This is a genomic window from Pseudomonas palleroniana (genome assembly GCF_022836895.1).
Classification (GTDB): Bacteria; Pseudomonadota; Gammaproteobacteria; order Pseudomonadales; family Pseudomonadaceae; genus Aquipseudomonas; species Aquipseudomonas palleroniana.
The window spans coordinates 3,325,738-3,350,997 of the sequence record NZ_CP092411.1 but is presented as its reverse complement, the minus strand read 5'-3'; the positions used below and the strand labels follow the sequence as shown (position 1 = coordinate 3,350,997).

At 62.2% G+C, this 25,260-nt stretch carries 17 protein-coding genes; 12 read left to right on the top strand and 5 right to left on the bottom strand.

The window, feature by feature from the left end; genetic code table 11:
• Positions 1-51 precede the first annotated feature (51 nt).
• The 9 genes from MJP36_RS15280 to MJP36_RS15240 all read left to right on the top strand — a co-directional run bounded on the left by MJP36_RS15280 (position 52) and on the right by MJP36_RS15240 (position 12,633).
• Positions 52-1,011 (top strand): AAA family ATPase, encoded by a 960-nt coding sequence (locus tag MJP36_RS15280; RefSeq protein ID WP_244383351.1) that lies wholly within the window; start codon positions 52-54, stop codon positions 1,009-1,011.
• Positions 1,012-1,016: 5 nt separating this feature from the next.
• Positions 1,017-1,949 carry a DUF58 domain-containing protein gene (locus MJP36_RS15275; RefSeq protein ID WP_060752624.1) on the top strand — a complete coding sequence of 311 codons (933 nt, stop codon included), beginning with the start codon at positions 1,017-1,019 and terminating at the stop codon, positions 1,947-1,949.
• Positions 1,946-2,440: a DUF4381 domain-containing protein gene (locus MJP36_RS15270; RefSeq protein ID WP_060752623.1), complete on the top strand. Its 495-nt coding sequence runs from the start codon at positions 1,946-1,948 to the stop codon at positions 2,438-2,440. Before MJP36_RS15275 ends, MJP36_RS15270 begins: the two co-directional genes overlap by 4 nt.
• The gene (locus tag MJP36_RS15265; protein WP_104993973.1) at positions 2,433-3,521 is read left to right on the top strand and encodes a vWA domain-containing protein; all 1,089 of its coding nucleotides are present in this window, start codon (positions 2,433-2,435) and stop codon (positions 3,519-3,521) included. Before MJP36_RS15270 ends, MJP36_RS15265 begins: the two co-directional genes overlap by 8 nt.
• Positions 3,518-5,257, top strand: a complete 1,740-nt coding sequence (locus tag MJP36_RS15260) for a tetratricopeptide repeat protein (protein ID WP_244383350.1) — start codon at positions 3,518-3,520, stop codon at positions 5,255-5,257. The genes MJP36_RS15265 and MJP36_RS15260 overlap by 4 nt, the downstream gene beginning before the upstream one ends.
• Entirely contained in the window at positions 5,254-6,894 is a 1,641-nt protein-coding gene (locus MJP36_RS15255; RefSeq protein ID WP_244383349.1) for a BatD family protein, read from the top strand. Before MJP36_RS15260 ends, MJP36_RS15255 begins: the two co-directional genes overlap by 4 nt.
• A 269-nt stretch (positions 6,895-7,163) precedes the next feature.
• Entirely contained in the window at positions 7,164-8,405 is a 1,242-nt protein-coding gene (locus MJP36_RS15250) for an exonuclease SbcCD subunit D C-terminal domain-containing protein (protein ID WP_060752619.1), read from the top strand.
• Positions 8,402-12,043, top strand: coding sequence for an AAA family ATPase (locus MJP36_RS15245; RefSeq protein WP_244383348.1), 3,642 nt, complete (start codon positions 8,402-8,404; stop codon positions 12,041-12,043). Before MJP36_RS15250 ends, MJP36_RS15245 begins: the two co-directional genes overlap by 4 nt.
• Positions 12,040-12,633: a glutathione S-transferase gene (locus tag MJP36_RS15240; RefSeq protein WP_244383347.1), complete on the top strand. Its 594-nt coding sequence runs from the start codon at positions 12,040-12,042 to the stop codon at positions 12,631-12,633. The genes MJP36_RS15245 and MJP36_RS15240 overlap by 4 nt, the downstream gene beginning before the upstream one ends.
• Before the next feature lie 9 nt (positions 12,634-12,642).
• On the opposite strand, the gene MJP36_RS15235 is transcribed toward MJP36_RS15240, so the two are convergent.
• The 3 genes from MJP36_RS15235 to MJP36_RS15225 form a co-directional block, all read right to left on the bottom strand.
• On the bottom strand, positions 12,643-12,822 hold the full coding sequence (locus MJP36_RS15235) for a hypothetical protein (RefSeq protein WP_060752616.1): 180 nt from the start codon (positions 12,820-12,822) through the stop codon (positions 12,643-12,645).
• A gap of 156 nt (positions 12,823-12,978) precedes the next feature.
• Entirely contained in the window at positions 12,979-14,154 is a 1,176-nt protein-coding gene (locus tag MJP36_RS15230; RefSeq protein WP_104993978.1) for a lactonase family protein, read from the bottom strand.
• Positions 14,141-14,431, bottom strand: a complete 291-nt coding sequence (locus MJP36_RS15225; protein ID WP_244383346.1) for a DUF5629 family protein — start codon at positions 14,429-14,431, stop codon at positions 14,141-14,143. Before MJP36_RS15225 ends, MJP36_RS15230 begins: the two co-directional genes overlap by 14 nt.
• 246 nt (positions 14,432-14,677) lie before the next feature.
• Here MJP36_RS15225 and MJP36_RS15220 point away from each other — a divergent pair, with 246 nt between their 5' ends.
• On the top strand, positions 14,678-17,446 hold the full coding sequence (locus tag MJP36_RS15220) for a dermonecrotic toxin domain-containing protein (RefSeq protein ID WP_244383345.1): 2,769 nt from the start codon (positions 14,678-14,680) through the stop codon (positions 17,444-17,446).
• A 75-nt stretch (positions 17,447-17,521) separates the two neighbouring features.
• Positions 17,522-19,612, top strand: a complete 2,091-nt coding sequence (locus MJP36_RS15215; protein ID WP_244383344.1) for a hypothetical protein — start codon at positions 17,522-17,524, stop codon at positions 19,610-19,612.
• Between the two features lie 442 nt (positions 19,613-20,054).
• Here MJP36_RS15215 and MJP36_RS15210 read toward each other — a convergent pair whose 3' ends face one another.
• Both MJP36_RS15210 and MJP36_RS15205 read right to left on the bottom strand, forming a co-directional pair.
• Positions 20,055-22,430: an efflux RND transporter permease subunit gene (locus MJP36_RS15210; RefSeq protein WP_161549823.1), complete on the bottom strand. Its 2,376-nt coding sequence runs from the start codon at positions 22,428-22,430 to the stop codon at positions 20,055-20,057.
• A 16-nt stretch (positions 22,431-22,446) separates the two neighbouring features.
• The gene (locus tag MJP36_RS15205; protein WP_244385629.1) at positions 22,447-23,487 is read right to left on the bottom strand and encodes a WD40/YVTN/BNR-like repeat-containing protein; all 1,041 of its coding nucleotides are present in this window, start codon (positions 23,485-23,487) and stop codon (positions 22,447-22,449) included.
• 324 nt (positions 23,488-23,811) lie between these two features.
• On the opposite strand from MJP36_RS15205, the gene MJP36_RS15200 reads away from it, so the two are divergent.
• Positions 23,812-24,927 carry a Gfo/Idh/MocA family protein gene (locus MJP36_RS15200; RefSeq protein WP_244383343.1) on the top strand — a complete coding sequence of 372 codons (1,116 nt, stop codon included), beginning with the start codon at positions 23,812-23,814 and terminating at the stop codon, positions 24,925-24,927.
• Positions 24,928-25,260: the final 333 nt, after the last annotated feature.

Below are 25,260 nucleotides of genomic sequence, written 5' to 3'. Positions count from 1 at the left end.
CCCGGTGTTTTTGTTCGACGCCCGGGCTCATCTCTCCAGGAACCGTCATCGATGGAACATCGTGAAGCGCTGCTTGCGCTGCGAACCTTTCTTTCTACGCAGATTCTCGGCCAGGAAAAACTCATTGATCGCTTGCTGATCGCCCTGCTCGCCGACGGCCACATGCTGGTCGAAGGCGCGCCGGGCCTGGCCAAGACCAAAGCGATCAAAGAGCTGGCCGAAGGCATCGAAGCGCAGTTCCATCGTATTCAGTTCACGCCCGACCTGTTGCCCGCCGACATCACCGGCACCGAGATCTATCGCCCGGAAACCGGCAGCTTCGTGTTCCAGCAAGGGCCGATCTTCCACAACCTGGTGCTGGCGGACGAAATCAACCGCGCCCCGGCCAAGGTGCAATCGGCCTTGCTGGAGGCCATGGCCGAGCGTCAGGTCAGCGTGGGCCGTAGCACTTACGACCTGTCACCGCTGTTCCTGGTGATGGCGACGCAAAACCCTATCGAGCAGGAAGGCACCTATCCGCTGCCCGAGGCCCAGCTCGACCGCTTCCTGATGCACGTCAAGATCGGCTTCCCGGACGCCACCGTGGAACGCCGCATCCTGCAACAGGCCCGTGGCAAGGCGCTCAACGGCGAAACCAAGCCTGAACGCCGGGTCAGCCAGCAAGCGATCTTCGCGGCGCGCAAAGAGATCCTCGGCCTGTACATGGCTGACGCGGTTGAGGAATACCTGGTGCAGTTGGTCATGGCCACGCGCACACCGGCCAAGTTCGACCCGGAAATGGCCGAGTGGATCGCCTACGGCGCCAGCCCCAGGGGCTCCATCGCGCTCGACCGCTGCGCCCGCGCCCACGCCTGGCTGGCCGGTCGCGACTTCGTGAGCCCGGAAGATATCCAGGCGGTGCTGTTCGACGTGCTGCGCCATCGCATCATTCTGTCGTTCGAGGCCGAAGCGGCCGGCGTTGACCAGGACCGTGTGGTGCAGCGCATTCTCGACGTCGTTGCCGTCGCTTGAACCCCATGAACGCAGGCGATGGCATCCGCGTCACTCTCAGCGAATTGATCGAGATGCGTCATCGCGTGCGGGAAGTGCAGTTGTTTTCCACCCCAAGCCAGCGCAGCCCGTTGATCGGCCTGCACCACTCCAAGCTGCGTGGGCGTGGCGTCGATTTCGACCAGGTGCGCGTGTACCAGGCCGGGGACGATGTGCGCACCATCGACTGGCGCGTGACGGCACGCACCCAGGAGCCGCACACCAAACTCTTCCATGAAGAACGCGAACGGCCGATCTTCATCATGGTGGAACAGAGCTGCCGGCTGTTTTTCGGCTCGGGGCAGATGTTCAAGTCGGTGCTGGCGGCGCAGGCGGCCAGCCTGATCGGCTGGGCCGCGCTGGGGCACAACGACCGCGTGGGCGGGTTGGTATTCGGCGACAGCGAGCACTACGAAATCAAACCGCGACGCAGCAAACAAAGCCTGCTGCAACTGCTCAATCGGCTGGTGCGGGTCAACCAGAGCCTGAATACCGAACGCCATCCGGAAGCCGACGCCCTCGGCATGGCGCTGCGCCGTGGCCGCGAAGTGCTGCGCCCCGGCAGCCTGGTGATCGTGGTCTGTGATGAGCGCGCGCTCACCGAAGGCGCCGAACAGCAGTTGAGCCTGCTGTCACGCCATTGCGACCTGCTGCTGCTGCCGATCTCCGACCCGCTGGACCATGCCCTGCCGGCCGCCGGGCTGCTGCGTTTTGCCGAGCGCGGCGCACAGCTGGAACTGGACACGCTGAACTTCGACCTGCGCCAAGCCTACAAGGCCCAGGCCGAAGCCCGCATTGCCCGCTGGGAACTGCTCGCGCAAAAGCTGCGGGTGTTATTGATGCCCTTGAGCACCCAGAGCGAAATGGTCGAGCAACTGCGCGAATACCTCAACCCGCAACGCCCGGTTAAAAAGCAATGAGCAGCCTTGACCAACTGCAACCGCTGATTGCGCCTCCCGCCATCGGTTTCTGGCCGCCTGCACCGGGCTGGTGGCTGTTGCTGCTGCTGATTCCACTGCTCGGTTGGGGCTTGTGGTGGCTGCGCCGCTTCCTGCCCAAAAAACGCCCCGTGGCCCGTGCCGAACAGCCCCTGGACCCGCTGCGCATCGCCGCCCTCGCCGAGCTGGCCCTGATGCCCAAACCCTACGACGGCGCCCCGGCCGGGGCCTGGCTGCAGCAGCTCAACGGCCTGCTCAAACGCCTGTGCCGCAACGACTACCCCTACAGCCAGAGCCACACGCTCAACGGACGCAAGTGGCTGGCCTTTCTCGACAACCGCTGCCCCGCTGCGGGCCTGACCCGCTGGATGGTGTTGGTGGAAGGCGCCTACAAGCCCGAGTGCAAACTCGACGATAAAGCCATCGCGGGCCTGACCCAAGCCGTCGACACCTGGATCCGCAAACATGTTTGAGTTCGCCTGGCCGTGGATCTTTGCCCTGTTGCCATTGCCCTGGTTGATGCGCTTTATCCTGCCCGTGGCCGACAGCGGCGAGCCCGCCTTGAAGGTCAGCTATCTGGCCGACCTCGAAGGCCTGGCGCGCCGTCGCGCCCGCGTCAACCTGCCGGGCTGGCGCCAGCAAGCGCCGTTCGTGGTGTTATGGCTATTGCTGTTGACCGCTGCCGCACGCCCGCAATGGCTGGGTGAACCGTTACCGATTGCCGCCAGTGGCCGCGACCTGCTGGTGGCGGTGGACGTTTCCGGTTCCATGGATTTCCCCGACATGCACTGGCAGGACGACGACGTCAGCCGCCTGAGCCTGGTGCAACACCTGCTCGGGGATTTCCTCGAAAGCCGCGAAGGCGATCGCGTGGGCCTGATCCTGTTCGGCAGCCAGGCTTACCTGCAAGCTCCCCTGACCTTCGACCGGCACACCGTGCGCACCTGGCTGGATGAAGCCCGCATCGGCATCGCCGGCAAGAACACCGCCATCGGTGATGCCATCGGCCTGGCCCTTAAACGCCTGCGCCAGCGCCCGGCGCAGAGTCGCGTACTGATCCTGGTCACCGACGGCGCCAACAACGCCGGGCAGATCGACCCGCTGACCGCCGCACGCCTGGCGGCCGAAGAAGGCGTGAAAATCTACCCGATCGGCATCGGCGCCGACCCCGAACAGACCGGTTCCCTGGGAATCCTCGGCGTCAACCCGAGCCTGGACCTGGATGAACCCGCCTTGAAGGCCATTGCCGCCGCCACCGGGGGACGCTACTTCCGCGCCCGCGACGGCGACGAGCTGCAAAAGATCAAGGAAACCCTCGACCAGCTCGAGCCCGTGGCGCAGCAACCCACCCAGGCCCGCCCGGCCCAGGCGCTGTACAGCGCGCCATTGGCCCTGGCATTGATCCTGAGCATGTTGCTGGTAATCCAGGAGAGCTGGCCCGACAACGCCTTGCAACGCGCCTTCAATAAACTCTCGAGCAAAGGCCTGTTCCTGCAACAGCACCCTGAGTGGCGCCAACGCCTTAAACGCCTGCGTTTGCGGAGGCGTCGATGATCGACCTGTGGCCGCATTGGTTCCGCCCCTGGTGGCTGTTGCTGCTGCCGCTGCTCGGCTGGTTGCTGTGGCAGCTGTGGCACCGGCAAAAACGCGCGGGGCGCTGGCAGGTGATCCTGCCGCCGGCCTTTCATGCGGTATTGCTCAGTGGCGGCAGCGGGCGCGAGAGCAAATCGCCGTGGGTGGTGCTGGGCATTGCCTGGCTGCTGGCGGTATTGGCGTTGCTCGGCCCAAGCTGGCAAAGAGTCGAGCAGTCCAGCCAGAAACCCGCCGACCCGCTGGTGGTGCTGTTGGAACTGACCCCGGAAATGCTCGCCACCGACAGCCCGCCCACCCGCCTGGAGCAGGCGCGCCGCAAGCTCTATGACTTGCTGCAGGCACGGGGCAATGCGCCAACCGCTATCGTGGTGTATGCCGGCAGCGCCCACACCCTGGTGCCGCTGTCGGATGACCTGGGCACCAGCCGCAACCTGTTGGAAGCCTTGCGCCCCTCGATCATGCCCGAGCCCGGCCATCGCGCCGATCTGGCGGTGGACAAGGCGCTGGCCCTGCTCAAGCAAGGCGGCCTCGGCCAGGGGCGCCTGTTGCTGGTGGGCTCGTCACTGTCGAAACAGGAGCGCCAGGGCATCCGCCTGCTGCTGCAAGGGGCGCAGGCCCCGGCGTTGTCGATCCTCGGTATCGGTAGCCGCGAAGGCACCCCGGTCACCCAGGAGAGTGGCGAGTTCCTCAAGGACGATCAGGGCGCGATCCTGGTACCACGCCTCGACAGCCCGACCCTCAAGGCCTTCGCCAGCGAAATGGGTGGCCGCTACCGCGCCGCACGCCTGGATGATAAAGACTTGCGCCAACTCGGCCTGCTCGACGGTCCACAGGCACTGCGCAACGACGGCCAACTGCTGCACCTCGACACCTGGGCCGACCAGGGCTACTGGCTGCTCCTGCCGTTGTTGCTGCTGGCCGCTTGCGCCGGTCGTCGCGGCTGGCTGTTCTGCTTACCCCTGCTGTGGCTGGGCGCGCCGCAACCGAGCTATGCCTTTGAATTCCAGGACCTGTGGCTGCGTCCCGACCAGCAGGGCCAATACCTGCTCAAGCACAAACGCCCGGCCGAAGCCGCCGAGCACTTTGAAGACCCGCAATGGCAAGGCGTGGCGCTTTACGAGGCCGGCAACTATGCCGAAGCGATCAAACGTTTTGCCGAGGGCAATGACGCCTATTCCCACTACAATCGCGGTAATGCCCTGGCCAGGTCCGGCGCCCTGGAGGCTGCGGTCGACGCCTACGAACAAGCCCTTGAAGCGCAGCCCGACCTGCAACCGGCCTTGAAAAACAAGGCCCTGGTGGAGAGCCTGATCCAGGAACAGGCCCAGCCCGAACCGGCGCAGCCTGTCAAAAACGAGGATGACGAAACCACCCAACCCGGCCAAACTGCGCAACCGGGCGCCAGCGGGCAAAGCTCTACCGGTGGCGAGCAGTCCACCCAGGGCCAGGGTGAAGCCGGCAATACCGACAGCCAGGCAAACGCCTCGCCAAAGGCCGGCGGCAATGAGGTGCCGGGCAGCGAGCTGGGCGATGAGCAAACCACTACGCCACCCTTGCGCCCCACCGAGGCCAGCCTTGACGGCGAACATCGCCAGGCCCTGGAGCAATGGCTGCGGGAGATCCCGGACAACCCCGGTGAACTGCTGCGCCGCAAATTCTGGTACGAACAGCAACAACATCAGGACAAGACTCGATGAGCCGCCGCACCACCCTTCTGCTCCTGCTCGCGTTATCGACAGGCCACGCCCAGGCGGCGAACCTGGTCGCCAGCGTCGATCGCAGCCGCGTCAACTCCGGTGAAACGGTGGAACTGACGGTGGAGTCCAGCGACGTCACCCAATTCGGCAAACCCGACCTGTCCCCCCTCGATGCACAGTTCGAAGTCAGCGGCACGCGCCAGATCAACCAGCTCACCACCCTGGGCGGCGACAACCACGCCACCACGCGCTGGATCATCACCCTGCTGCCCAGGGAAAACGGCACCGTGGTGATTCCACCGCTGCAAGTGGGCGACCTCAAGACCCAGCCGATCAGCCTGCAGGTGGTGGAAACCGCCAGCCAGAACACCAGCGCCGAACTGGCGCCGGTGTTCATCGAAGCCAGCCTCGACCAGAACAGCGTGTACGTGCAGGCCCAGGCATTGTTGACGGTGCGCGTGTACCATTCGGTGTCACTGTATGACGACAGCAGCCTGACGCCGTTGCAGATCCCCGATGCGCGGATCGAGCAATTGGGCGAATCGCGTACCTACGAAAAGGTCATCAACAGCATCCGCCATGGGGTGATCGAAACCCGTTACGCGATCTATCCGCAGCACAGCGGCGCCCTGCTGATTCCGGCGCAGACCTTCAGCGCCACGCTGGTCGAACCGCGCCCGCCCCAGGAAAACACGCTGCAAGGCACCAAGCCAGGCAAGCTGATCCACGTCAGCTCGGCCGAACTGCCGCTGACCGTCAAGCCCAAGCCGGCGCTGTACCCGGCGGATGCGCCGTGGATACCCGCACGCAACCTGACCCTGAGCGAAGCCTGGAACCCCGAGCCCGACCACCTGCAAGTCGGCGACTCCCTGACCCGCAGCCTCACAGTCAAGGCCGAAGGTCTCTCCAGCGCGCAACTGCCGGCCCTGCCGAGTACCGACATCGGTGGCCTGCGGCGCTACCCGGACCAACCGATACTCGGCAACCAGAGCAGCGACCGCGGCCTGATCGGCAGCCGCGAAGACCGCGAAGCGCTGGTGCCGACCCGCGCCGGAGCCCTGGAGCTGCCGGCAATGGAAGTGGTGTGGTGGAACACCCACGAAGACCACCTCGAACGCACCAGCCTGCCGCCCCGCACCCTGCAAGTGGCGACCAACCCCAGCCTGGTGGTGGACACACCTGCCACGCCGACCGTGATCACCGCACCGGACGATGACCGCCTGTGGCTGTGGCAACTCAGCACACTGTTGCTCGCCTGCACCACCCTGCTCGGCTTCGGCCTGTGGTGGCGCGCGCGCCGGCAACCCGCCGTACAACGCACCGCGCAGACCGGCCCGAGCCCACGCACCCTGCTCGACGACCTCAAGCGCGCCACCCAGGCCAACGACCCACAAGCCACACGCCAGGCGCTGGATGCCTGGGCGCGGCAACAGCCGGAAACCCTGGCAGACATGGCGGCGCGGTTCGTGCCGCTGTCCGACGCCCTGGATGGCCTCAATGGCGCGTTGTACAGCGAGAGCGGCCAGTACTGGCTGGGCGAAGACCTGTGGCGCGCTGTAAAAGCCATCCCCATGACCGAACGCACCCAAACCCCGGCCACCGACACCACCAGCTTGCCGCCGCTGTACCCCAAATAGCGGTGGGGGGGGCTTGCTCAAATGCCAGTCAGTTAAGCGATAGAGCAGGCAGCGGGTAACCTGTGGCGAGGGAGCTTGCTCCCGTTGGACTGCGTAGCAGGCCCAGTCTTTTCAAATCAGAAGCTGGGGCCGCTTCGCGGCCCAACGGGAGCAAGCTCCCTCGCCACAGGGACAGCGTTGCGCCTTACTGACTGTGCATTTGAGCCGGCCCCCTCCCACCGCTTTACAGGTAAACTCCCCTCCTTTTCATCTTTTCCACGGAGTTCGCCTTGCGTTTGTTTCATACCTCCGACTGGCACCTGGGCCAAAACCTCCACGGCCAGGAACGCGACTTCGAACACGCCTGTTTCCTTGAGTGGCTGCTGGGCCAATTAAAAGCCGAGCAACCGGATGCGTTGCTGATCGCCGGCGACATCTTTGACACGGTCAACCCGCCGCTCAAGGCCCAGGAGCGCCTGTACGATTTCATCATCAGCGCCCACGAGCAAAACCCCAAGCTCACCATTGTGATGATTGCCGGCAACCACGATTCCGGCTCGCGCATCGAATTGCCGGCGCCGTTGATGCGCCGCTTGCGCACCCATGCGTTGGGCCGGGTGCTGTGGCTGGACGACGGGCAACTCGACGCCGAACGCCTGCTGATTCCCCTGCCGGATGCCAAAGGCAAGATCGCCGCATGGTGCCTGGCGCTGCCGTTTCTGCGCCCGGCGGAAGTCACCGGCGCGCACTTGGGGGACGATTACCTGCGCGGTATCGGCCAGGTGCATGAATGGCTGATCGCTGCGGCCAAGGCCAAACGCAAAAAGGGCCAGGCATTGATCGCCATCAGCCACGCGCATATGGCCGGTGGTTCGGTGTCGGAAGACTCCGAGCGCAGCCTGATCATCGGCAATGCCGAAGCACTGCCCGCCAGCCTGTTCGATAACCGTGTGGGCTATGTCGCCCTCGGTCACTTGCACAAGCCGCAGCAGGTGAATGGTGAAGAACGCATCCGTTATTCCGGCTCGCCGATTCCGCTGTCGTTTTCCGAAATCGGCTACAAGCACCAGATTCTTGACGTAACGTTTCAGGGCGAGCGGCTGGTGAACGTCGAACCGCGCCTGATCCCCCGCTCGGTCAATCTGCAACGCCTGGAAGCCGCGCCCCTGGCCGATATCCTCAAGCAACTGGGCGACCTGCCCGACATCGACCTGCTCGCCGAAACCCAGCGCCACCCTTGGCTAGAGGTGCGCGTGCGCCTCGACGAGCCACAGCCGGACCTGCGCCAGCAAATCGAAACCGCCCTGCAAGGCAAAGCCGTGCGCCTGGTACGCATCGCCGCCGAATACGCAGGCGCGGGCAACCGCGAAGACCGCGATGAAGAGCGCCTGGTTGAACTCGACCAGCTCACGCCCCAGGAGCTGTTCAGCCGCGCCTGGCAGGACAGTTACGGCAGCGAAGTGGATGAACAGACCTTGAAGGATTTCGCCGTGCTGCTCCAGGAAGTGCAACAGGAGGATGAACAGCCATGAAGATCCTCGCCATCCGCCTGAAAAACCTCGCCTCCCTGGCTGGGCCGTTTGAAATCGACTTCACCGCCGAGCCCTTGGCCAGTGCCGGATTGTTCGCGATTACCGGGCCGACCGGCGCGGGTAAAAGCACGCTGCTCGATGCGTTATGCCTGGCGTTGTTCGGCGCCGTGCCGCGCCTGGGAAACCTGCGCAAGGAGGGAAAGATCCCAGACAACGACTCCGAACTGGGCACAGACGATGCGAGAACACTTTTACGTCGAGGCACTGGCAGCGGCTACGCCGAGGTAGACTTTGTAAGCTCTGATGGGCATCAATATCGTGCTCGCTGGGAAGCAAACAGAGCCCGAGATAAGGCGAATGGGAGACTACAGGCAGTAAGACATAGCTTGTATGATCTTGACGTAAACCAGTTGCTCGCCAGTCAGAAAAAAGAAGCTGAAGAGTTAATCCAGGCAAAGCTTGGCCTGAACTTTGCCCAATTCACCCGAGCAGTCATGCTCGCCCAAAGTGATTTCAGCGCATTCCTCAAGGCCGACGATAAATCGCGTAGCGAGCTGCTTGAAAAGCTCACTAACACGGCCATCTATAGCCATTTAGGCCGTAAAGCTTTCATAAAAAGCAAAGAAGCCGAAAAAGTACATGATGATCTAAAAATCCAATCTGACGGCGTAGTGCCGCTGGCCCCCGAAGCGCGGGCCGAACTCGATCAACAATTGGCCGAAGCCCAGCAACAGCTCAAGACCCGGCAGGCACAGCTCAAACAGTTGGAACTGCAACATACGTGGCTCAAGGAGCTACGCGAATGGCAGGAGCGCCGGCAAGCCGCCGCCGAACAGTTGCAGCACGCCGAGCAGCAATGGCATGACCAGGGCCAGCAACGCCAGGATTTAAGCCGCCTGGAGCAGTTGGCGGCGCAGCGCCATCATTTCGCCCGACAGGCCGAACTGGGCACCTTGCTGGCGCCGCTCGCCACGCAGATTGCGCAGCACATCGAGCAGCAAACCGCGTTACAGAGCCAGCAAGAGCAGGCACAACAACAGCACGCCGCCGCTCAGTCAGCCTTGACCGAGGCTCTGAAACATCAGGCCGACGCCGTGCCGTTATTGCGCCGGGCCTTCGAAGAGCAGAGCACCCTCGCCCGTTTGAGCAAAGACCTGGCCAAGCGCACCGAAGAGCAGCACGTGCAGGAAACCGCCTGCACCCAGGGCCAGGTCGCGCTCGATGGCTTGTTGGAGAAACAAGCGCAAGTGGGCGAGCGCCTGCAACATCTGGCCAACGAACTTGAGCGCAGCAGCGCCCTCGCACCGCTGAGTGAGGCCTGGGCCGCCTACCGCGACCGCCTGCAACAACTGATGCTGATCGGCAATCGCCTGAACAAAGGCCAGGCCGAACTGCCGCAACTGGAACAGCGTGCCAGCGCCGCCGCCGAGCAGTTCACCCAACAGCGCGAAGCCTTGGAGCTGTTGTACCAGGAGGCCGGCGCCGAACCCCACGCCGTGGCCGAACAAATCCAATTGCTCGCCAGCCTGCTTCAGGACAATCGCAAGCAGCAACGCGCCTTCGAAGAGCTCACACGCCTGTGGGACAGCCAGCAACAGCTGGATCAACAGAGCGATGCGCTGACGCAAAAACTCGTGCAGGCCCAGCAGCAACGAGAAAAGCTCAACCAGGCGGGCCTGCAAGCCAAGGCTGAATTGGCCGTGGCCGAGCAAACCCTCACGGTGACCAAGCAATTGCTGGAGCGCCAGCGCCTGGCCCGCAGTGCCAGCGTCGAGGAGTTGCGCGAGCAGTTGCAAGACGACCAGCCGTGCCCGGTGTGCGGCAGCCATGAGCACCCGTACCACCAGCCGGAGGCGCTGCTGCAAAGCCTCGGCCGCCATGACGAAAATGAAGAGGCCACGGCGCAGAAAGCGGTCGACAGCCTCAAGGAAACACTCACCGAGCTGCGTGGCGAAGTGGGCGGTTTGATCGCCCAGCAAAAGGGTTTTCTGGAACAGCAGGAGCAGTTGGCGGCGCAGCAACTGGCGCTCAAACCCAGCCTGGAAGCCCATCCGCTGTACGCCGCGCTGTTCAATCAGGAGCCGCCTCAGCGAAGCGCCTGGCTGGCCCAGCAACTCAACCAGTTGACGCAAAGTATCAGCCAGGACGAACAACGCCAGGGCGCCCTGCTCAACCTGCAGCAAAACGCCGGGCGCCTGCAGCAACAACTGCAAGCCGCCCAGGAGGCCAGCCAGCAAGCGCGCCAGTTGCTGGCAGACCAGCAACGCGAGCTGTCCAATGACCGCGACCGCCTTGAAGAAGAACTCAGCGCCTTCGCCAACCTGCTGCCCGCCGCCGCCCTGGACGGGCTGCGCCGCGAGCCGGCTGCGACCTTCATGCAGTTGGACCAGCAGGTCAGCCAGCGCCTTGAGCAACTGGGACAGCAGCGCGATGAACACGCCGAGCAACAAGAGCGCCGGCAAGCCATCGAGAAAGAACAGACCCATCAGCAGCATCGCCAGCAACAACTGGAGGGCTTGCGTCAGCAGGTCACGGAACTGGCTGCCCAGCAGCAAGCGGCTCAGGAAACACTCGGCACCCTGTTGGGCGAATACCCAAGCGCCGAACACTGGCAACAGCAATTGGACCAGGCGGTGGCGCAAGCACGCCAACACGAAACCGACGTCAACCAACAGTTGCAAGATTTGCGCAACACGCTGATCCAGCTGGCCGCCGACCTCAAGGCCCAGCAGGAACGCCAACAGGCACTCAGTGCCGAGCAACACACCCTCGACCTGCGCCTGGGCGAATGGCGCGCCCAGCATCCCGAGCTGGATGACGCCGGCCTCACCCGCTTGCTGGCGTTCGATGACCATGCAATCAGCGCGCTGCGCCAGCAGTTGCAACACAGCGAAAAAGCCGTGGAGCAAGCCAGGGTGCTGCTGCAGGAGCGCGAACAACGCCTTGCCGAACACCAGGCCCAGCACAATGGCAACCTGGAAGCCGAGCAACTGGACAACAGCCTCGCGGCCCTCAATCAGCACCTGGCCGACGACGAGAAGCACTGCGACGCGCTGCGCGCACGGCAGGTCGAGGACCAGCGGCGTCAGGACGCCAACCAGGCACTGGCAGAACAAATCACCCAGGCCTATGACGAATGGCAGCGCTGGGCACGCCTGAACGCGCTGATCGGCTCGGCCACCGGCGATACCTTCCGCAAAATCGCCCAGGCCTACAACCTCGACCTGCTGGTGCACCACGCCAACGTGCAACTGCGCCAACTGGTGCGCCGCTACCGCCTCAAACGTGGCGGCAGCATGCTGGGGCTGTTGGTGATGGATACGGAAATGGGCGATGAACTGCGCTCGGTGCACTCGTTGTCCGGTGGCGAGACGTTCCTGGTGTCGTTGGCGCTGGCGTTGGGCCTGGCTTCGATGGCGTCCAGCACGTTGAAGATCGAGTCGTTGTTTATCGACGAAGGCTTCGGCAGCCTCGACCCTGAATCCCTGCAATTGGCGATGGACGCCTTGGACGGTTTGCAGGCCCAGGGCCGCAAGGTGGCCGTGATTTCCCACGTGCAGGAAATGCATGAGCGCATCCCGGTGCAGATCCAGGTCAAGCGCCAGGGCAACGGCTTGAGCACCCTGGAGGTCAAGTGAGCGAGGCGCTGCTGTATTCGTTCCGGCGTTGCCCGTACGCGATGCGGGCGCGCCTGGCCTTGCGTTATTGCGGGGTGGCCGTGCGCATTATCGAGGTGAGCCTCAAGGCAAAGCCGGCCGAGATGCTGGTGCTGTCACCCAAGGGCACGGTGCCGGTACTGAGTGTGGCGGGCCATGTGATCGACGAGAGCCTGCCAATCATGCAATGGGCACTGGCACAGCACGACCCTGATGATTGGCTGCTGCAAGGTGACCCGGCGGTGTTGTCGCTGATTGCCGAGAATGACCAGGTGTTCAAACATCACTTGAATCGATACAAATACGCCGAACGTTATCCCGAATACCCGATGGAGCATTATCGGGCCGAAGGCGAGGTGTTTTTGCAGGAGCTGGAGGGTTTGCTGACCCAGCATGAATACCTGCTGGCTGAGCATATGAGCCTGGCGGATGCGGCACTGGCGCCGTTCGTGCGCCAGTTTGCCCATGTGGACCGGGAGTGGTTTGCCGCAACACCGTATCGGCGGCTGCAGAAATGGTTACAACGTTTTCTGGAGTCGCCGCTGTTTATTGCGGTGATGGCAAAACCCTGAAGCTCACTCCTACTGTTGGGTCTTGTGGTCCAGTGCGGCGTAGAAATTAGCGCTCTGTTGCAGGTATTTCTGGGTGTAGGCGCTGGTGCTGGATTTTTTGCCGGTCACTTCCACGCTGGCAGCAGCAGGCAGGGCCACGGTGGCGGAAACAGCGGAAGCGGCGATGACCGAGAAGAGATTGAAGTTCATGGCGGTAACCCTCGTGTTCGTTTGATTAAGTGGCCTTGGAAGGCCTTGGAACCAAACTTACGCCCGAGGGTTAAACCTTAGAAATGCTTTGAAACAGTAGCCGCTATTAATAGAATTAATAGAAAGCTTCAGGCCCCGCTATACGGGGCCTGTGGCTTATTGACGCACCAGGAACTTGAGGTCGCTGGGCGCATCGATCGGCAGTTTTTGCACGGTTTTGCCCAATAACCCCGTCTTGGGGTCGCGCTCGACCACCACGATCTCGTTACTTTTCTGATTGGCGATCAGCAGGAACTTGCCGCTCGGATCCAGGCTGAACTCGCGCGGGTGGTCGCCCTCCACGGAACGGCGCTGGATCTCCTTGAGGTGTGCAGTAGCCGGGTCAACGCTGAACACCAGCAGCTGGTTGGCGGTGCCACGGTTGCTCACGTACAGGAACTTGCCATCGCTGGACGCGTGCAGCGCAGCACCGGCCTTGTCGGACACCGGCTGCCCGGCGGCAAAGTCCACCAGTTGGGTCTGGCTGAGCTTGCCATCGTTGTAGTCGAAAACGGCTACTTGCGCGCTCATCTCCGTGGTCAGCCAGGCGTGCTTGCCATCGGGGCTGAACAGCAAGTGACGCGGGCCGCTGCCCGGTGGCAGCTGCACCGATGCGGGGTTGGCCGGGGTCAGGGGCAGTTCGTGGTTGGCCTTGGGATCGTAACGGTAGGCAAACAACTTGTCCGCGCCCAGATCCTGGACAAACACATACTTGCCGTCCGGCGACGACACCACCGAGTGCACATGGTTGGACGCCTGGCGCTCAGGGTTCACGCGGCTGGCCGGGTGCGCGCTCAATTGCACCGGAGCCGACAGCTTGCCGGCAGCGTCCACCGGCAGGACAGCCAGGCTTCCGCCCGGATCTTCCAGTACCGAATAGTTGGCGATGAACAGGTAACGTCCATCGGCCGCCACGCTTGAGTGAGTCGGCTCATTGCCCAGGCTCTGCACCTGGTTGATCAAGGTGAGCTGATGGTTCTGCGGGTCGATGCTGTAGCTGCTCACCCGACCGACCGGGTCTTTCTGGCCCGGGCCGTTCTCATTGACCACGAACAGATGCTTCTGGTCCTTGGAAAGGGTCAGCCAGGACGGGTTGGCCGTCTTGGCCGCCAGCGCAGGTTTGCCGTTGAACCGGCCGGTACGGCTGTCGAACTGCAGCCGGTAGATCCCTTCACTGGTGCCGGCGGTGTAGCTGCCCACCAGCAGTTCATAGGTATCGGCCGGTGCGGCCTGCACCGACATTGCCCCCACACTGCCGGCCATCAGCAGGGGCCAGAATTTACGCATGATCATCCGCTTCATCCTCATCGTTATTGTTGCCGGTAAACGCACTCAGGCAGACCAGGCGGTGCTCGCCCGACTCGCCCGTGAGCGTCCAGCTTTGCAAGGTGTCATCAAAGGTCGCGGCCCGTACCTGTTCCAGGCTGAAGCTCCAGCGTTTTTCGGCACGGCCGTCCATCGCGGTAATCAGCAGTTTGCTGTCGTCCAACACGAAATCAAAGGCGTGCAAGCCATCAATTTCGAGCATGTCGGCATTTTCAAGGGTGGCGGTCAGGGTTTGGGCAGTCATGGCAGTCAATCATTTACGGGAAAGCGCCAATGATAGCCCAGGGTGTCGGGGGCAGTGCCGATTTTGCGGGCAGGCCGGCTGCAAATACGTCGACACAAACGTGTCCGGCCCGCGTCAACCGGGGCGTTGGCAAAGATCTCGCGCAGCACTGGAAACAGTTCATAACGCATTTGCACCGTTAGCTGGCCGACAACCCAGTACTTTCGCGGCGCTGATTTCTTTTCACTCCGCCAAGGAAGTGCTTGCATGCCGTCGATCAACGCCCGTCCTCATCTTTTCTCCGTGTCACTGCCGATGGCGCCCCTGCCCCCTGCCGATGAACCGGCAGCGGCCGCGGCGCCGCTTTCAACACCTCCAAGGCCGATACGTTCAATCCAGCCGCCGCTGGGCCTGCAAGGCCGCTTGAAAGAGACCGCCCAGGGCGTTCCGGCTGCCGATACACCGGCCAGTGTCGTCGCCAACCAATTCGCCACACGCCCGACGTTGCGCTCCGTGGTGGCCGCGCAGTTGGACTCGCTCTTGAACCAGCGCTACCCCACGTTGAGCTTCAACAGCGCCAACACCGCTCTGGCCGTACCGATCTCGACGGATCCTCTGCAATACGCCTTGACCCCGCTGCTGGACCTGGCGCTCGAGCACATGGCCAGCGGCGGCGAACTGGCGTTGCCCGAAGGCGCCAAATGGGTAAGCCGCGACACGGCGACCACCCTCAAAGTCGTCGACGCCAGCGGCAACCGAGCCACGCCCCTGGACACCTACTCCATGGAACTGGCCATCCGCAGCCTGCGTCCCAACCTGAAGGCCGCTTACGCCGATGCGTTAAGCCATTACTGGGGGCAGGACACGTTTGCCGGTACCAGCCGCTGGCGCTGGCTCAGCGACACACTCAAGGATACGCTGCGCATCGCCGGCCTCCAGCAACCCGGCCTCAGCGCGACCCAGCGTGAAACCCTGGACCAGATCACCCGCTACCCCGACGTCAGCGAACGCAACAGCCGTTATGGCGAATCCGCCGCGCGCGCGTTCATCGTGGATACAACCCTTGAGCAAGCGGGGATCACAGCCACTCATTCGGACCCGAGCCTGCTGATCACCCGCAATATCGGCGGCGAAACGTTGGTGCTGCACGCCACCGCTGCGGGCAAGGTCACGCCTTACGCCTCCCTGGAGGCGTTCACACAGGCATGGGAGCACCAGCTTAACCAGTCCTTCAAGTTCGACCGCCTCACCTGGAAGCGCCGGGAGCCGGACGGCAACATTTTTGATACCCAGGCGGCCGTGATACTCGACCGCCAACTGCAAAACCTGGACGCAATACAGTTGCCGGCCAACAGCCGTGCCGGCGATCTGGAACAGCTGTTTTCCCAAGCCAGCGATACGGCCATGTGGTTCAACAACACGGCATCAACCCGCCCCCGTGACCTGCCTGGATGGCTGACCCAGGCCACCGACGCCGAGCGCTTCGCTTACCAGCGTCAGGCACTGGAACTGGCCAGCAGCGTGCAGCGCAACCAGGGCCGCACGTTCCTCACGGATATTCCCGATATCCGTACTTACGCCGAACAACAGCTCAACGCCCACCTGGCCTCCAAGGGCTACGCCGCCAAAGATCTGGAAGTGACCTTCAAGGTGCCGGTCGGCGATCTGGGCAGTGGTTACATCGAGCCGGTCAAGATGAGCCTGGTGGACATGGCCCTGGAGAATCTTGCGGGGCTGCCCGCCGGTGCCATGGATGTTCGCCTGCGCGGGCAACTGATCAAAGACCCCGAATTGCCACAGATGCTCAAGGATCTGATCACCACGATCGATATCGGCAAACAATACCCCGCATTGCTCAATCAGCACCTGCTCAGCGATACCGACGAAGCCAGGGCACGCGCAAAGCTTTTCATTGAACAAGTGCCGCTACAACTGAACCTGCAAGCGCTTGAGCTCAAGTTAAAGGGCGAAGCCGGCATCACCGATACGGGCTATCGGTTGGTGGAAGCCGTGACCCGGCCCGGCACCGGCCCACGGGAGGTCGACGGTCAAGCGATTACCCTGCGCCCCCTGGCATTTGTGCGCAAACCCGGCGCCACACCGGACGTCGTCGCCAATATGTTCCTGATAGAACCGCAAAACCCTGCATACGGCCCTCACCTGCTCTACCGTCCGCAGTTGTCACCGGTTTTGCAGGAATTTGCCAGCCGCGATGCCCTGCTCGCTGCGATCCAGGCCCCGGGGCCTCTGCAACAGAGCGTTTTGGCCTGGCTGCCAAGCGACAAGGTGCGGGCGATCTACGGCAACGGCGGCTTCAAGACGCCGCATATTGCCCGCTACGGGGTCTTTAACGAGTTCGATGCGCCCGCCACACCCGCCCCGACGAGCCTGGCCATCGACGGATATGGCGCCTGCGAGAAACTGCGCAAGGACTTACGGGACGGCAAGTTGATGCAGCACCTGTTCACTACCAACACCCAAAGCCTGGTCACCCTCGCCCAAGGCCAGTCCACCTCGGATGCCCAGAGCCGTTGGGCCTCCTACAAGGAGTTGGGCTGGTTACTGTTCAATACCCTGTTGCCGGTATTGCGCGGCCCCGGCGCCATGGCCGGCTGGCTGCTGCAACTGGCCAGTGTCGAAGACGACATCAGGCAGGCCAGCGACCCGAACAACTCCGACCCTGCAGGAGCGATGGTGGACCTGCTGGTCAATGTGGCCACGTTGTTAAGCCATGCCACGCCTGTGCGCCCACCGGAACGCGCCGTGGGCAATGTGCCTTTTAACCAGCGGCCGGAAGTTTCTTCCCCGTTGCGCCGACCCGCAGGGGATACATCCCAGGTACCGCGGGTAGTGGTCGAGCCAGACGCCGCAGCGGTTGTCAAAGGCCTGCTCACGCACGACCAACCCTTTGACTTCTCGTTTTCCAGCCCGCGTGATTTGAGCCCCTCGCAACGCGCCCACATTCAATCGTTCAGCGTACCGAAACCGACCGGTACAACCACCCCCATTCAAAGTGGCGCGCGGGCGGGCCTATAGCTCGTCGATGGCAAGCTTCACGCCTGCATCGAGAACCATTGGTATCGTGTCGCCAGGGACCTGGATGGTCCCTTCGTGATCAACGAGCAAAACAGAACCCTCACGGGTCCGCCACTGACCCGTGACGCCAAGGGGCAATGGCAGTTCGACACCCGCCCTAAACTGCGTGGCGGCATGCCCAGGGCCAGCGAACGGATGAAGGCCACCCTGGACCGCAATATCGAACTCAGCGATGCGATGCTCAGGCGATACGCCGAACAAGTGGCCTCGATGCAACCGCTGGTGGGCGCCATCGAAACCAGTGATATGCGCTTGAACGAAACCGATGAAACCCTGCGCAAGTCGAACAAAACCCTGAGGACGCTATGGGGCCTGGTAAACAGTGGCGAGCGTGGGGCCGGCTTTACGCAACAGTACCAACAAGAGTTGAGGAAGAATAAAGACCTGTCGACCTTGATGCGCATGCGCTTCGAAGACGATCAGAAAAACGCCAATGCAATGCTTGCCCACAGGCGCATTGCGATTCAGGCGTTGAGCAGCGATAACCCTGCGATGAATTTCAATCTTTTCCGGGAGAAACGCGGGGACCAGTACAAAGCCATCGCCGCCACCCTGCTTTCACGCACGATCGATCACGTGTACGTCAACGACCAGTTCACCCATGCGAAGTCCGGTGAGCCGCTCGCAAAGCTGATTGAACGAACCCAACGCAATGAGCCCGGCGCCTACGACGATCTGATCGAGAACATGGCTGACCACGTCGAGCGCCTCGGGCGCCAGATTGAGGCCGCCCAAGCCTATAACCAGGTGCTGAACGAATGGAAGAGCGACTGCCCCGGTAATAAGAAACTCGCGGAGGCGTTCATCAAGGAATTCCCGCAGCCACCGGCCAATCAGGTGTTCACCGCCACCATGGAGCGCCTCAGCGCGCTGCGGGAGTTGAGCCTGGACCGAACCATCGACCCCCGCTCCCCCGAAGAAGCCTTTTTCCGCGACCGCTTCAACCAGGCCGACCTGAACGCCGCCGCGAACTCCCATATCGAGCTGCAGCAACATGAGGGTTACACCGGCGAGGAACGTATCGCGGTGTTGAGCAACCTGATCGAAAAATATCAGGCCGAATTCAACAATGCGCACGCCTTGCAAGAGACCGGCCCCGACAGCGTCCGTGTGTTCTATGGCAAGCGTTATCTTGAGTGCCTGCAGGAAGTCATCACCCAGGCCCAGGTCGAGCTGGCGGACCTGATGCGCGAGGAACAGCATTTGCCACCGGTCGCCCCGCGCCGTGACGACAGGGCGCGCAAATCGCTGAACAAGAAGGTCTTCAAGACCCGCGACAAACAAACCCTGGTGGGCACGTTACGGGATACACAACCCGGCCAGGATATCCCGATCATCGACGTGCTTGACTCCCGCACCGGCCAACCCCTGAGCAGTTACAGCTGGCACTCGACCGAAGGCGACTGGGTCCGGATCGTCAACGCAGAGCCGGTCAGCTCCCCCTCCGTGCCATCACCCAAGCCGCTGTCGGCCTCCATCGGCACGGCCCGCAAACTGATGGGAGAACAGGCCGGTATCGAGCGCTCAATCCAGTTCCAGAAGAAGAAACTGGATGATCCGGCTCGCCGCGAAACCGTCAACCCTCGCGATTGGAGCGACATGCTCGAAGCCCAGGCCGACCAGCTTGAGCAAGTCGCACAGGATGCCCACGCCAACCACGGGGCAGCCAGTGAAACCAAAGCGTTGGTCGAAACGTGGAAAAATGCCGTCAAGGCCATGCGCGAGCGCGCGATCATGCACCGTTGTGACGGCTACCTGCGCCAGCTCCCCCGAGCGGAGAACATCGATTATCTATGGACCCATGGGCGCGTCGACATCAGCCTGGTCACCCGCGGCAAAAAGCTCAAGGGCGCGGACTTTCTCACGGAGTACGCTGTTCGTGAGAAAAACAGTACCAACGTGCTCTGGTATGCGCACTTCCACTACCCCAACACGACCACCGCACGAAACACCTACAGCGCCGCGCACCTGAAACTGCCCGAGCAGCGCTACATGACCCAGAAGGATCTGGTGGAGAATGCCGGGCGCAACAACCAACCCTTCAACAGCATCGTACGGGCCAAAATCGAACCACCGCTGGACCAGAAGCTGTTCCTCAAGCTCTGAGTTGCCAGCACCCATGACAACCCTGACTCACCGCCTATGTTTTTGATCTGCTTTTGATCCTGATCTTAGGCGCCCCGTTAAACCACGCTGGCCGAACGCAGGCTTGAATCCGTGGGTAACCCGGCAGGACGCCGGGTTAGCCGCCCCGCGTCATGGATGGCGCGTGGCGGCGGCCCACGGATTCAAGCCTGTGTTCGGGCACACCGAGCCTGAGCGAGGTGCCGAGTGGTGGGGCGAAGGCCTTTTGCTTACTTTTGGGCCTCTCCAAAAGTGAGCCGCTGTAAGAGCGGAACCATAAGCCGCCGTTACCGCAGCAATGGATATGTACACAACCCACATCGCGGTCGGCTGACAGGCCGCCACGGGAGCAAGCTCCCTCGCCACAGGAGTAATTCGCCTCCTGGTTGATGGGCACCAGGGCGAGCCCCCACCCGCCCAAACCTCAGTGGGCAAACAACGAATTGCCCTTCTGCCCCGCCAGCTTCTCGGGCTTGATCAGGAAGCGTGCCAGCGCCGGCAGCAGCCACAGTGCACCGAACATGTTCCACAGCAGCATGAAGGTCAGCATCAGGCCCATGTCGGCCTGGAACTTGATGGCCGAGAAAATCCAGGTGCACACGCCGATTGCCAGGCACAGGCCGGTGAACAGTACGGCTTTGCCGGTCGACTTGAGGGTCTGGTAGTACGCTTCCTGCAACGGCAGGCCAGCCCGCAGGAAACTCTCCAGGCGGCTGTAGATATAGATGCCATAGTCGACACCGATCCCCACGCCCAACGCCACCACCGGCAAGGTCGCGACCTTGACGCCGATCCCCATGAACGCCATCAGTGCGTTGCCCAGCACCGAAGTCAGCACCAGCGGCAGCACGATGCACAACGTTGCCGCCCAGGAACGGAACGTGATCATGCACATGGTGGCCACGCACAGGTACACCAGGACCAGAATGGTCAGCTCCGACTGCTTGATCACCTCGTTGGTGGCCGCTTCGATCCCGGCGTTACCGGCGGCGAGGATAAACTCCAGACCGTCCTTGTTGTTTTCCTTGGCGAAGTCCTGCACCGCATGTACCGCACGGTCGAGGGTTTCGGCCTTGTGATCGTTGAGGAACACCAGCACCGGCGCCAGGGAGCAATTGTTGTTGTACAGGCCATCGGCACGGGCGATGGAGTTGTTCAACACGTCGGGGTTGCGCGACAGGGTTTCCCATTTCAGGTTGCCTTCGTTCATGCCCTTGATCATCTGCTTGGATACCGTCACCAGCGAGATGGCCGACTGAACACCCTCGGTGTTCTGCATCTTCCACATCAACTGATCGATGGGTGCCATGGCTTCATAACGCGAGCAGCCTTCGGCCTTGGTCTTGACCATCACCACCAATACATCGGAACTGGTGGAGTAGTTGCTGATGATGAAGTTGTTGTCCTTGTTGTAGCGCGAATCCGGGCGCAGTTCCGGCGCGCCTTGGTCGAGATCGCCGATCTTGAGGTTCTGGCTGTACCACAGGCCGCCGCCGAAGGCGATCAATGCGAGCAGAATCGACACCGGCGCGACTTTGGCGCTGGCGAACCGGGACAGCAGGCGCCAGAACGGGTGTTCGCGGTGCGCATCTTTCTTGCTCTTGGCGATCGCACGCTGGCTGATACCGACGTAGGAGATCGCCACCGGCAACAGGATCAGGTTGGTAAATACGATCACCGCGACACCGATCGACGCGCCGATCGCCAGCTCGCGGATAACGCCGATATCGATGATCAGCAGGGTGATGAAGCCCACCGCGTCGGCCAGGATCGCGATCATCCCAGGCAGGAACAGTTGGCGGAACGTGCGACGTGCGGCGGTCAACGCGTTATCGGCCTCACTGGATTGCAGCGCGATGCCGTTGATCTTCTGTACGCCGTGGGAAATGCCAATGGCAAAAATCAGGAACGGCACCAGCATTGAGTACGGGTCGAGACCGAAACCGAAAAAGTGCATCAGCCCGAGCTGCCAGATCACCGCCACCAGCGTGGTGCTCAACACCGCGACGGTGCTGCGCAGGCAATGAGTGAACCACAACAGCAGAATCAGGGTGATGACGAACGCAATGCCGAAGAACATCACCACCATCACCAGGCCGTCGATCAGGTCGCCGACCTTCTTGGCGAAGCCGACGATGTGGATCTTGACGTTGGGGTTCTGCGCTTCGAACTTGTCGCGGATCTTGTCTTCAAGTTCATGGGAGAACTTGCGGTAGTCCAGGGCCAATAGCTTGCCCTGGTCCTGCGGGTCGGGGTAGGACTCCAGCAGCGGGATGTCGACGATGCTCGACTTGAAATCGTTGGACACCAGGCGTCCGACCTGGCCGGACTTGAGCACGTTGTTGCGCAGTTGGTCGAGGCTTTCCGCCGAGCCGTTATAGCTCTGTGGGATCACTTCGCCGCCGGCGAAGCCTTCTTCGGTCACTTCGGTCCAGCGCACACTGGGGCTCCACAGCGACTTGAGACCGGAGCGGTCGACGCCGGGGATATAGAACACCTCGTCGTTGATCTGACGCAGGGTCTCCATATAGGCCTGAGTGAAGATGTCACCGTCCTTGGCCTCCACCGAGATGCGCACCGTGTTGCCCAGGTTGGCCAGGTCGTTGCGGTGTTCCATCATCTTTTCGATGAAGGGGTGCTTCAGGGGGATCATCTTTTCAAAACTGGTGGAGGGGCGAATCAGGGTCGCCTGCCAGAACAGGAAAATGCTCACCAGCAGGCAGATGACAATCACCGCCGGACGGTTGTTGAAGATCAGGCGCTCAAGGAGGGTCGCTTTATCGTTGTGATGACTGCTCATGCTTTCCCCGCCCTTATTATTGTTTTACGAGTTCTGCGCCAGTCGGCGTGGCGACACGCACGCCACCCTGCCCGGCTAGAATCAAGTTGCCATTGCCTGCCGCCGTCACGGACGACAGCGAAATGCGATCCGGGCGGTTGAACACACTGAACGTCACGCCGTCGTCATGGCTGACCACCACGCTGCCGCCGTTGCCGACCACGACGAGGGTGCCATCATCGAGCAACGTGGCGCCCGACAGGCCGAACTCCAGCGCCCCACGCGTGGCATTCAGCGCCACCGGCTCCCAGCTGCTGCCGAAATCCGTGGAACGGTACAGGTTGCCGCGCAGGCCGTAGGCCAGCAGGGTCTGCGGCTGGGCCGTGCCGATCACGCCGAACAACGAGCCTGCATAGGGGCCTTCAAGTTTTTCCCAGGTCTGGCCCTCATCGCTGGAGCGGAACATGCTGCCCTGCTCGCCCACAATGAACAGCCCGGCGTCCTTGATCTGGGCGATGGCGTTGAGGTGATATTGGTCTTCGTTGTCGAGGCGGTCGCTGACGTCCGCCCACGTCCTGCCGCCGTCGGTGGTTTCGATCAACGCACCGTAGGCGCCGACGGCCATGCCGTGGTTGGCATCCTTGAACCAGACATCGAGCAGCGGCGCTTCGCGCTTGAGGTCCTGGTACTGCTGGGCCCAGGTGGCACCGCCGTCGGTGCTGGCGAGAATCTGCGCATCATGGCCCACCGCCCAGCCGTGTTTGTCATCGACGAAAAACACTGCCGTGAGCAACTGCCGGGTAGGGACCTTGGCTTGAGTCCAGGTGCTGCCCTGGTCATCGGAGTAGAGAATGTGCCCACGGTCACCGACCGCCACCAGGCGCGCACCGGCATGGACTACATCGATCATCAGGCCCTTGGCGGCCTTGGGGGATTCAATCGCGAACACCGACGGTGCGGCGGTATCACTGGCTGCCAGCACCGGTACCGACAACGCAGCACCGGCCAGCAACGAGAGCGCTGTGGCCAGCAACGCAACCTTGCGTGCGGCACGTGGGCGGCAGACAACCCAACCCATGACAGGCTCACTCATAGACCTTCTCCCATTTTATTATTGTTAGGGGCTTTACCAGGCGCTGAAACCTGCAATCTAGAGCGCCTGAAGGAAGCAGGGGCCATCCTATCGGGCTTTCGAATCGTCTGACAATCGGCGCTACGTTATCTTTTGTTAACTGGCAGCATTTGGCCATGTGCTGAATATAGCCACATCAGTAGCGTTGATTGTTCCTACATCTTGCGCCGGAACAGTCTGACGATGAATTTTTATTCCAAATGTTGAATTTTAGAAATTTTTATTCCATTAATGCCGCTCCTGAAAACAACAATTCAAAGGACCACGGCTATGCGTGAACTCGGAATCGGCTTGATCGGCACAGGTTTCATGGGCCGCGCCCATGCATTGGCGTTCAATAATGCCCGTGCGGTATTCGAACTGCCGGTTACCCTCAAGCTGGCCGCCCTGGCCGACGCCGACGTCGAACGCGCCCAGCGCTGCGCCACCGCCTGGGGGTTTGCCCAGGCCCACGGCGACTGGCAAGCGTTGATCAACGACCCCAACGTCGAACTGGTGGCCATCACCACTCCCAACCATCTGCACTACCCCATGGCCATGGCGGCAATCGCCGCGGGTAAAGCCGTGTATTGCGAAAAACCCTTGGCGGTCAGCCTGGAACAGGCCGACGCCATGCGCCGTGCAGCCCGCGCCGCCGGGGTCGTGACGCGGGTCGGCTACAACTACCAGCACAACCCGATGATCAGCCTGGCGCGGCAGATGATCGCCCAGGGCGACCTTGGCGAAATCATCAGTTTTCAGGGTGAATTCAGTGAAGACTTCATGGCTGACCCCGCGTCCCCCTGGTCATGGCGCTGCGAAGTCACGCATGCCGGTGGTGCCCTGGCAGACTTGGGCAGCCACCTGCTGGCAATGGCGCACTACTTGGTAGGCGACGTGGAAAGCGTGTGTGCCGACACCCACACCGTGCACGCCCAACGCCCTGTTACATCGGGCAGCAGCGAACTGAAAGCCATCGCGGTGGATGACCAGGTGCATGCATTGCTGCGGTTCGCCAACGGCGCGCGCGGCACGGTGAGCAGCAGTTGGCTTAAACAGGGCTACAAGAACCACCTGAGTTTCGAGATCAGCGGCACCCTGGGCACATTGGCATTCGACCAGGAGCGCTTGAACGAACTGCGCCTGTACCGTATCGGCCAGGACGGCTTCCAACGCCTGCTGGCCGGCCCCGCCCTGCCCGGCTATGCCGCGTTCAGCCCGGCGGCCGGTCACCAGTTGGGCTACAACGAGTTGAAAACGCTGGAGGTGCAGGAATTGATCATGGCCGTGGCCGGCCAAGGGGCCGAGGGCACTGACTTTGACGCGGCATGGGCGGTGGAACGGCTGGCGACGGCGATCCGTGTGGCGGCGAAGGAAGAACGCTGGATCAAAGTGCAAGAAGTTTAAGCGAAACTTGTAGTGAGCGGGCTTGCCCCGCGCTGGGCGAGCCCTAATACCAGTCAGTTAAGGCTTAATGCTGTCACTGTGGGAGGGGCGGTGCGACGATTCGACTTGCTCCCGATGGACTGCGTAGCAGGCCCATTTTTGAGGCCGCTGCGCGGCCTATCGGGAGCAAGCCCCCTCCCACAGGTTATCCATCGTCCACTCTGTCGCTTAACTGACAGGCATTAGGGCAAGCCCGCTCACTACAGGGGCGTCCGCGTTTCGAATGTGTAAACGATGTCCCCGGTTTCGGAGATATGGGTTGGGAGGCGGCCTAGAATCCGGGGATTTCGGTTT

Excerpts from the sequence above, each read along its gene's own strand:
- MJP36_RS15270 (WP_060752623.1), top strand. The coding sequence starts at position 1,946 with ATGAGCAGCCTTGACCAACTGCAACCGCTGATTGCGCCTCCCGCCATC.
- MJP36_RS15255 (WP_244383349.1), top strand. The coding sequence starts at position 5,254 with ATGAGCCGCCGCACCACCCTTCTGCTCCTGCTCGCGTTATCGACAGGC.
- MJP36_RS15225 (WP_244383346.1), bottom strand. The coding sequence starts at position 14,431 with ATGACTGCCCAAACCCTGACCGCCACCCTTGAAAATGCCGACATGCTC.
- MJP36_RS15200 (WP_244383343.1), top strand. The coding sequence starts at position 23,812 with ATGCGTGAACTCGGAATCGGCTTGATCGGCACAGGTTTCATGGGCCGC.
- MJP36_RS15235 (WP_060752616.1), bottom strand. The coding sequence starts at position 12,822 with ATGAACTTCAATCTCTTCTCGGTCATCGCCGCTTCCGCTGTTTCCGCC.
- MJP36_RS15220 (WP_244383345.1), top strand. The coding sequence starts at position 14,678 with ATGCCGTCGATCAACGCCCGTCCTCATCTTTTCTCCGTGTCACTGCCG.
- MJP36_RS15280 (WP_244383351.1), top strand. The coding sequence starts at position 52 with ATGGAACATCGTGAAGCGCTGCTTGCGCTGCGAACCTTTCTTTCTACG.
- MJP36_RS15275 (WP_060752624.1), top strand. The coding sequence starts at position 1,017 with ATGAACGCAGGCGATGGCATCCGCGTCACTCTCAGCGAATTGATCGAG.
- MJP36_RS15210 (WP_161549823.1), bottom strand. The coding sequence starts at position 22,430 with ATGAGCAGTCATCACAACGATAAAGCGACCCTCCTTGAGCGCCTGATC.
- MJP36_RS15265 (WP_104993973.1), top strand. The coding sequence starts at position 2,433 with ATGTTTGAGTTCGCCTGGCCGTGGATCTTTGCCCTGTTGCCATTGCCC.
- MJP36_RS15205 (WP_244385629.1), bottom strand. The coding sequence starts at position 23,487 with ATGGGTTGGGTTGTCTGCCGCCCACGTGCCGCACGCAAGGTTGCGTTG.
- MJP36_RS15245 (WP_244383348.1), top strand. The coding sequence starts at position 8,402 with ATGAAGATCCTCGCCATCCGCCTGAAAAACCTCGCCTCCCTGGCTGGG.
- MJP36_RS15260 (WP_244383350.1), top strand. The coding sequence starts at position 3,518 with ATGATCGACCTGTGGCCGCATTGGTTCCGCCCCTGGTGGCTGTTGCTG.
- MJP36_RS15230 (WP_104993978.1), bottom strand. The coding sequence starts at position 14,154 with ATGATCATGCGTAAATTCTGGCCCCTGCTGATGGCCGGCAGTGTGGGG.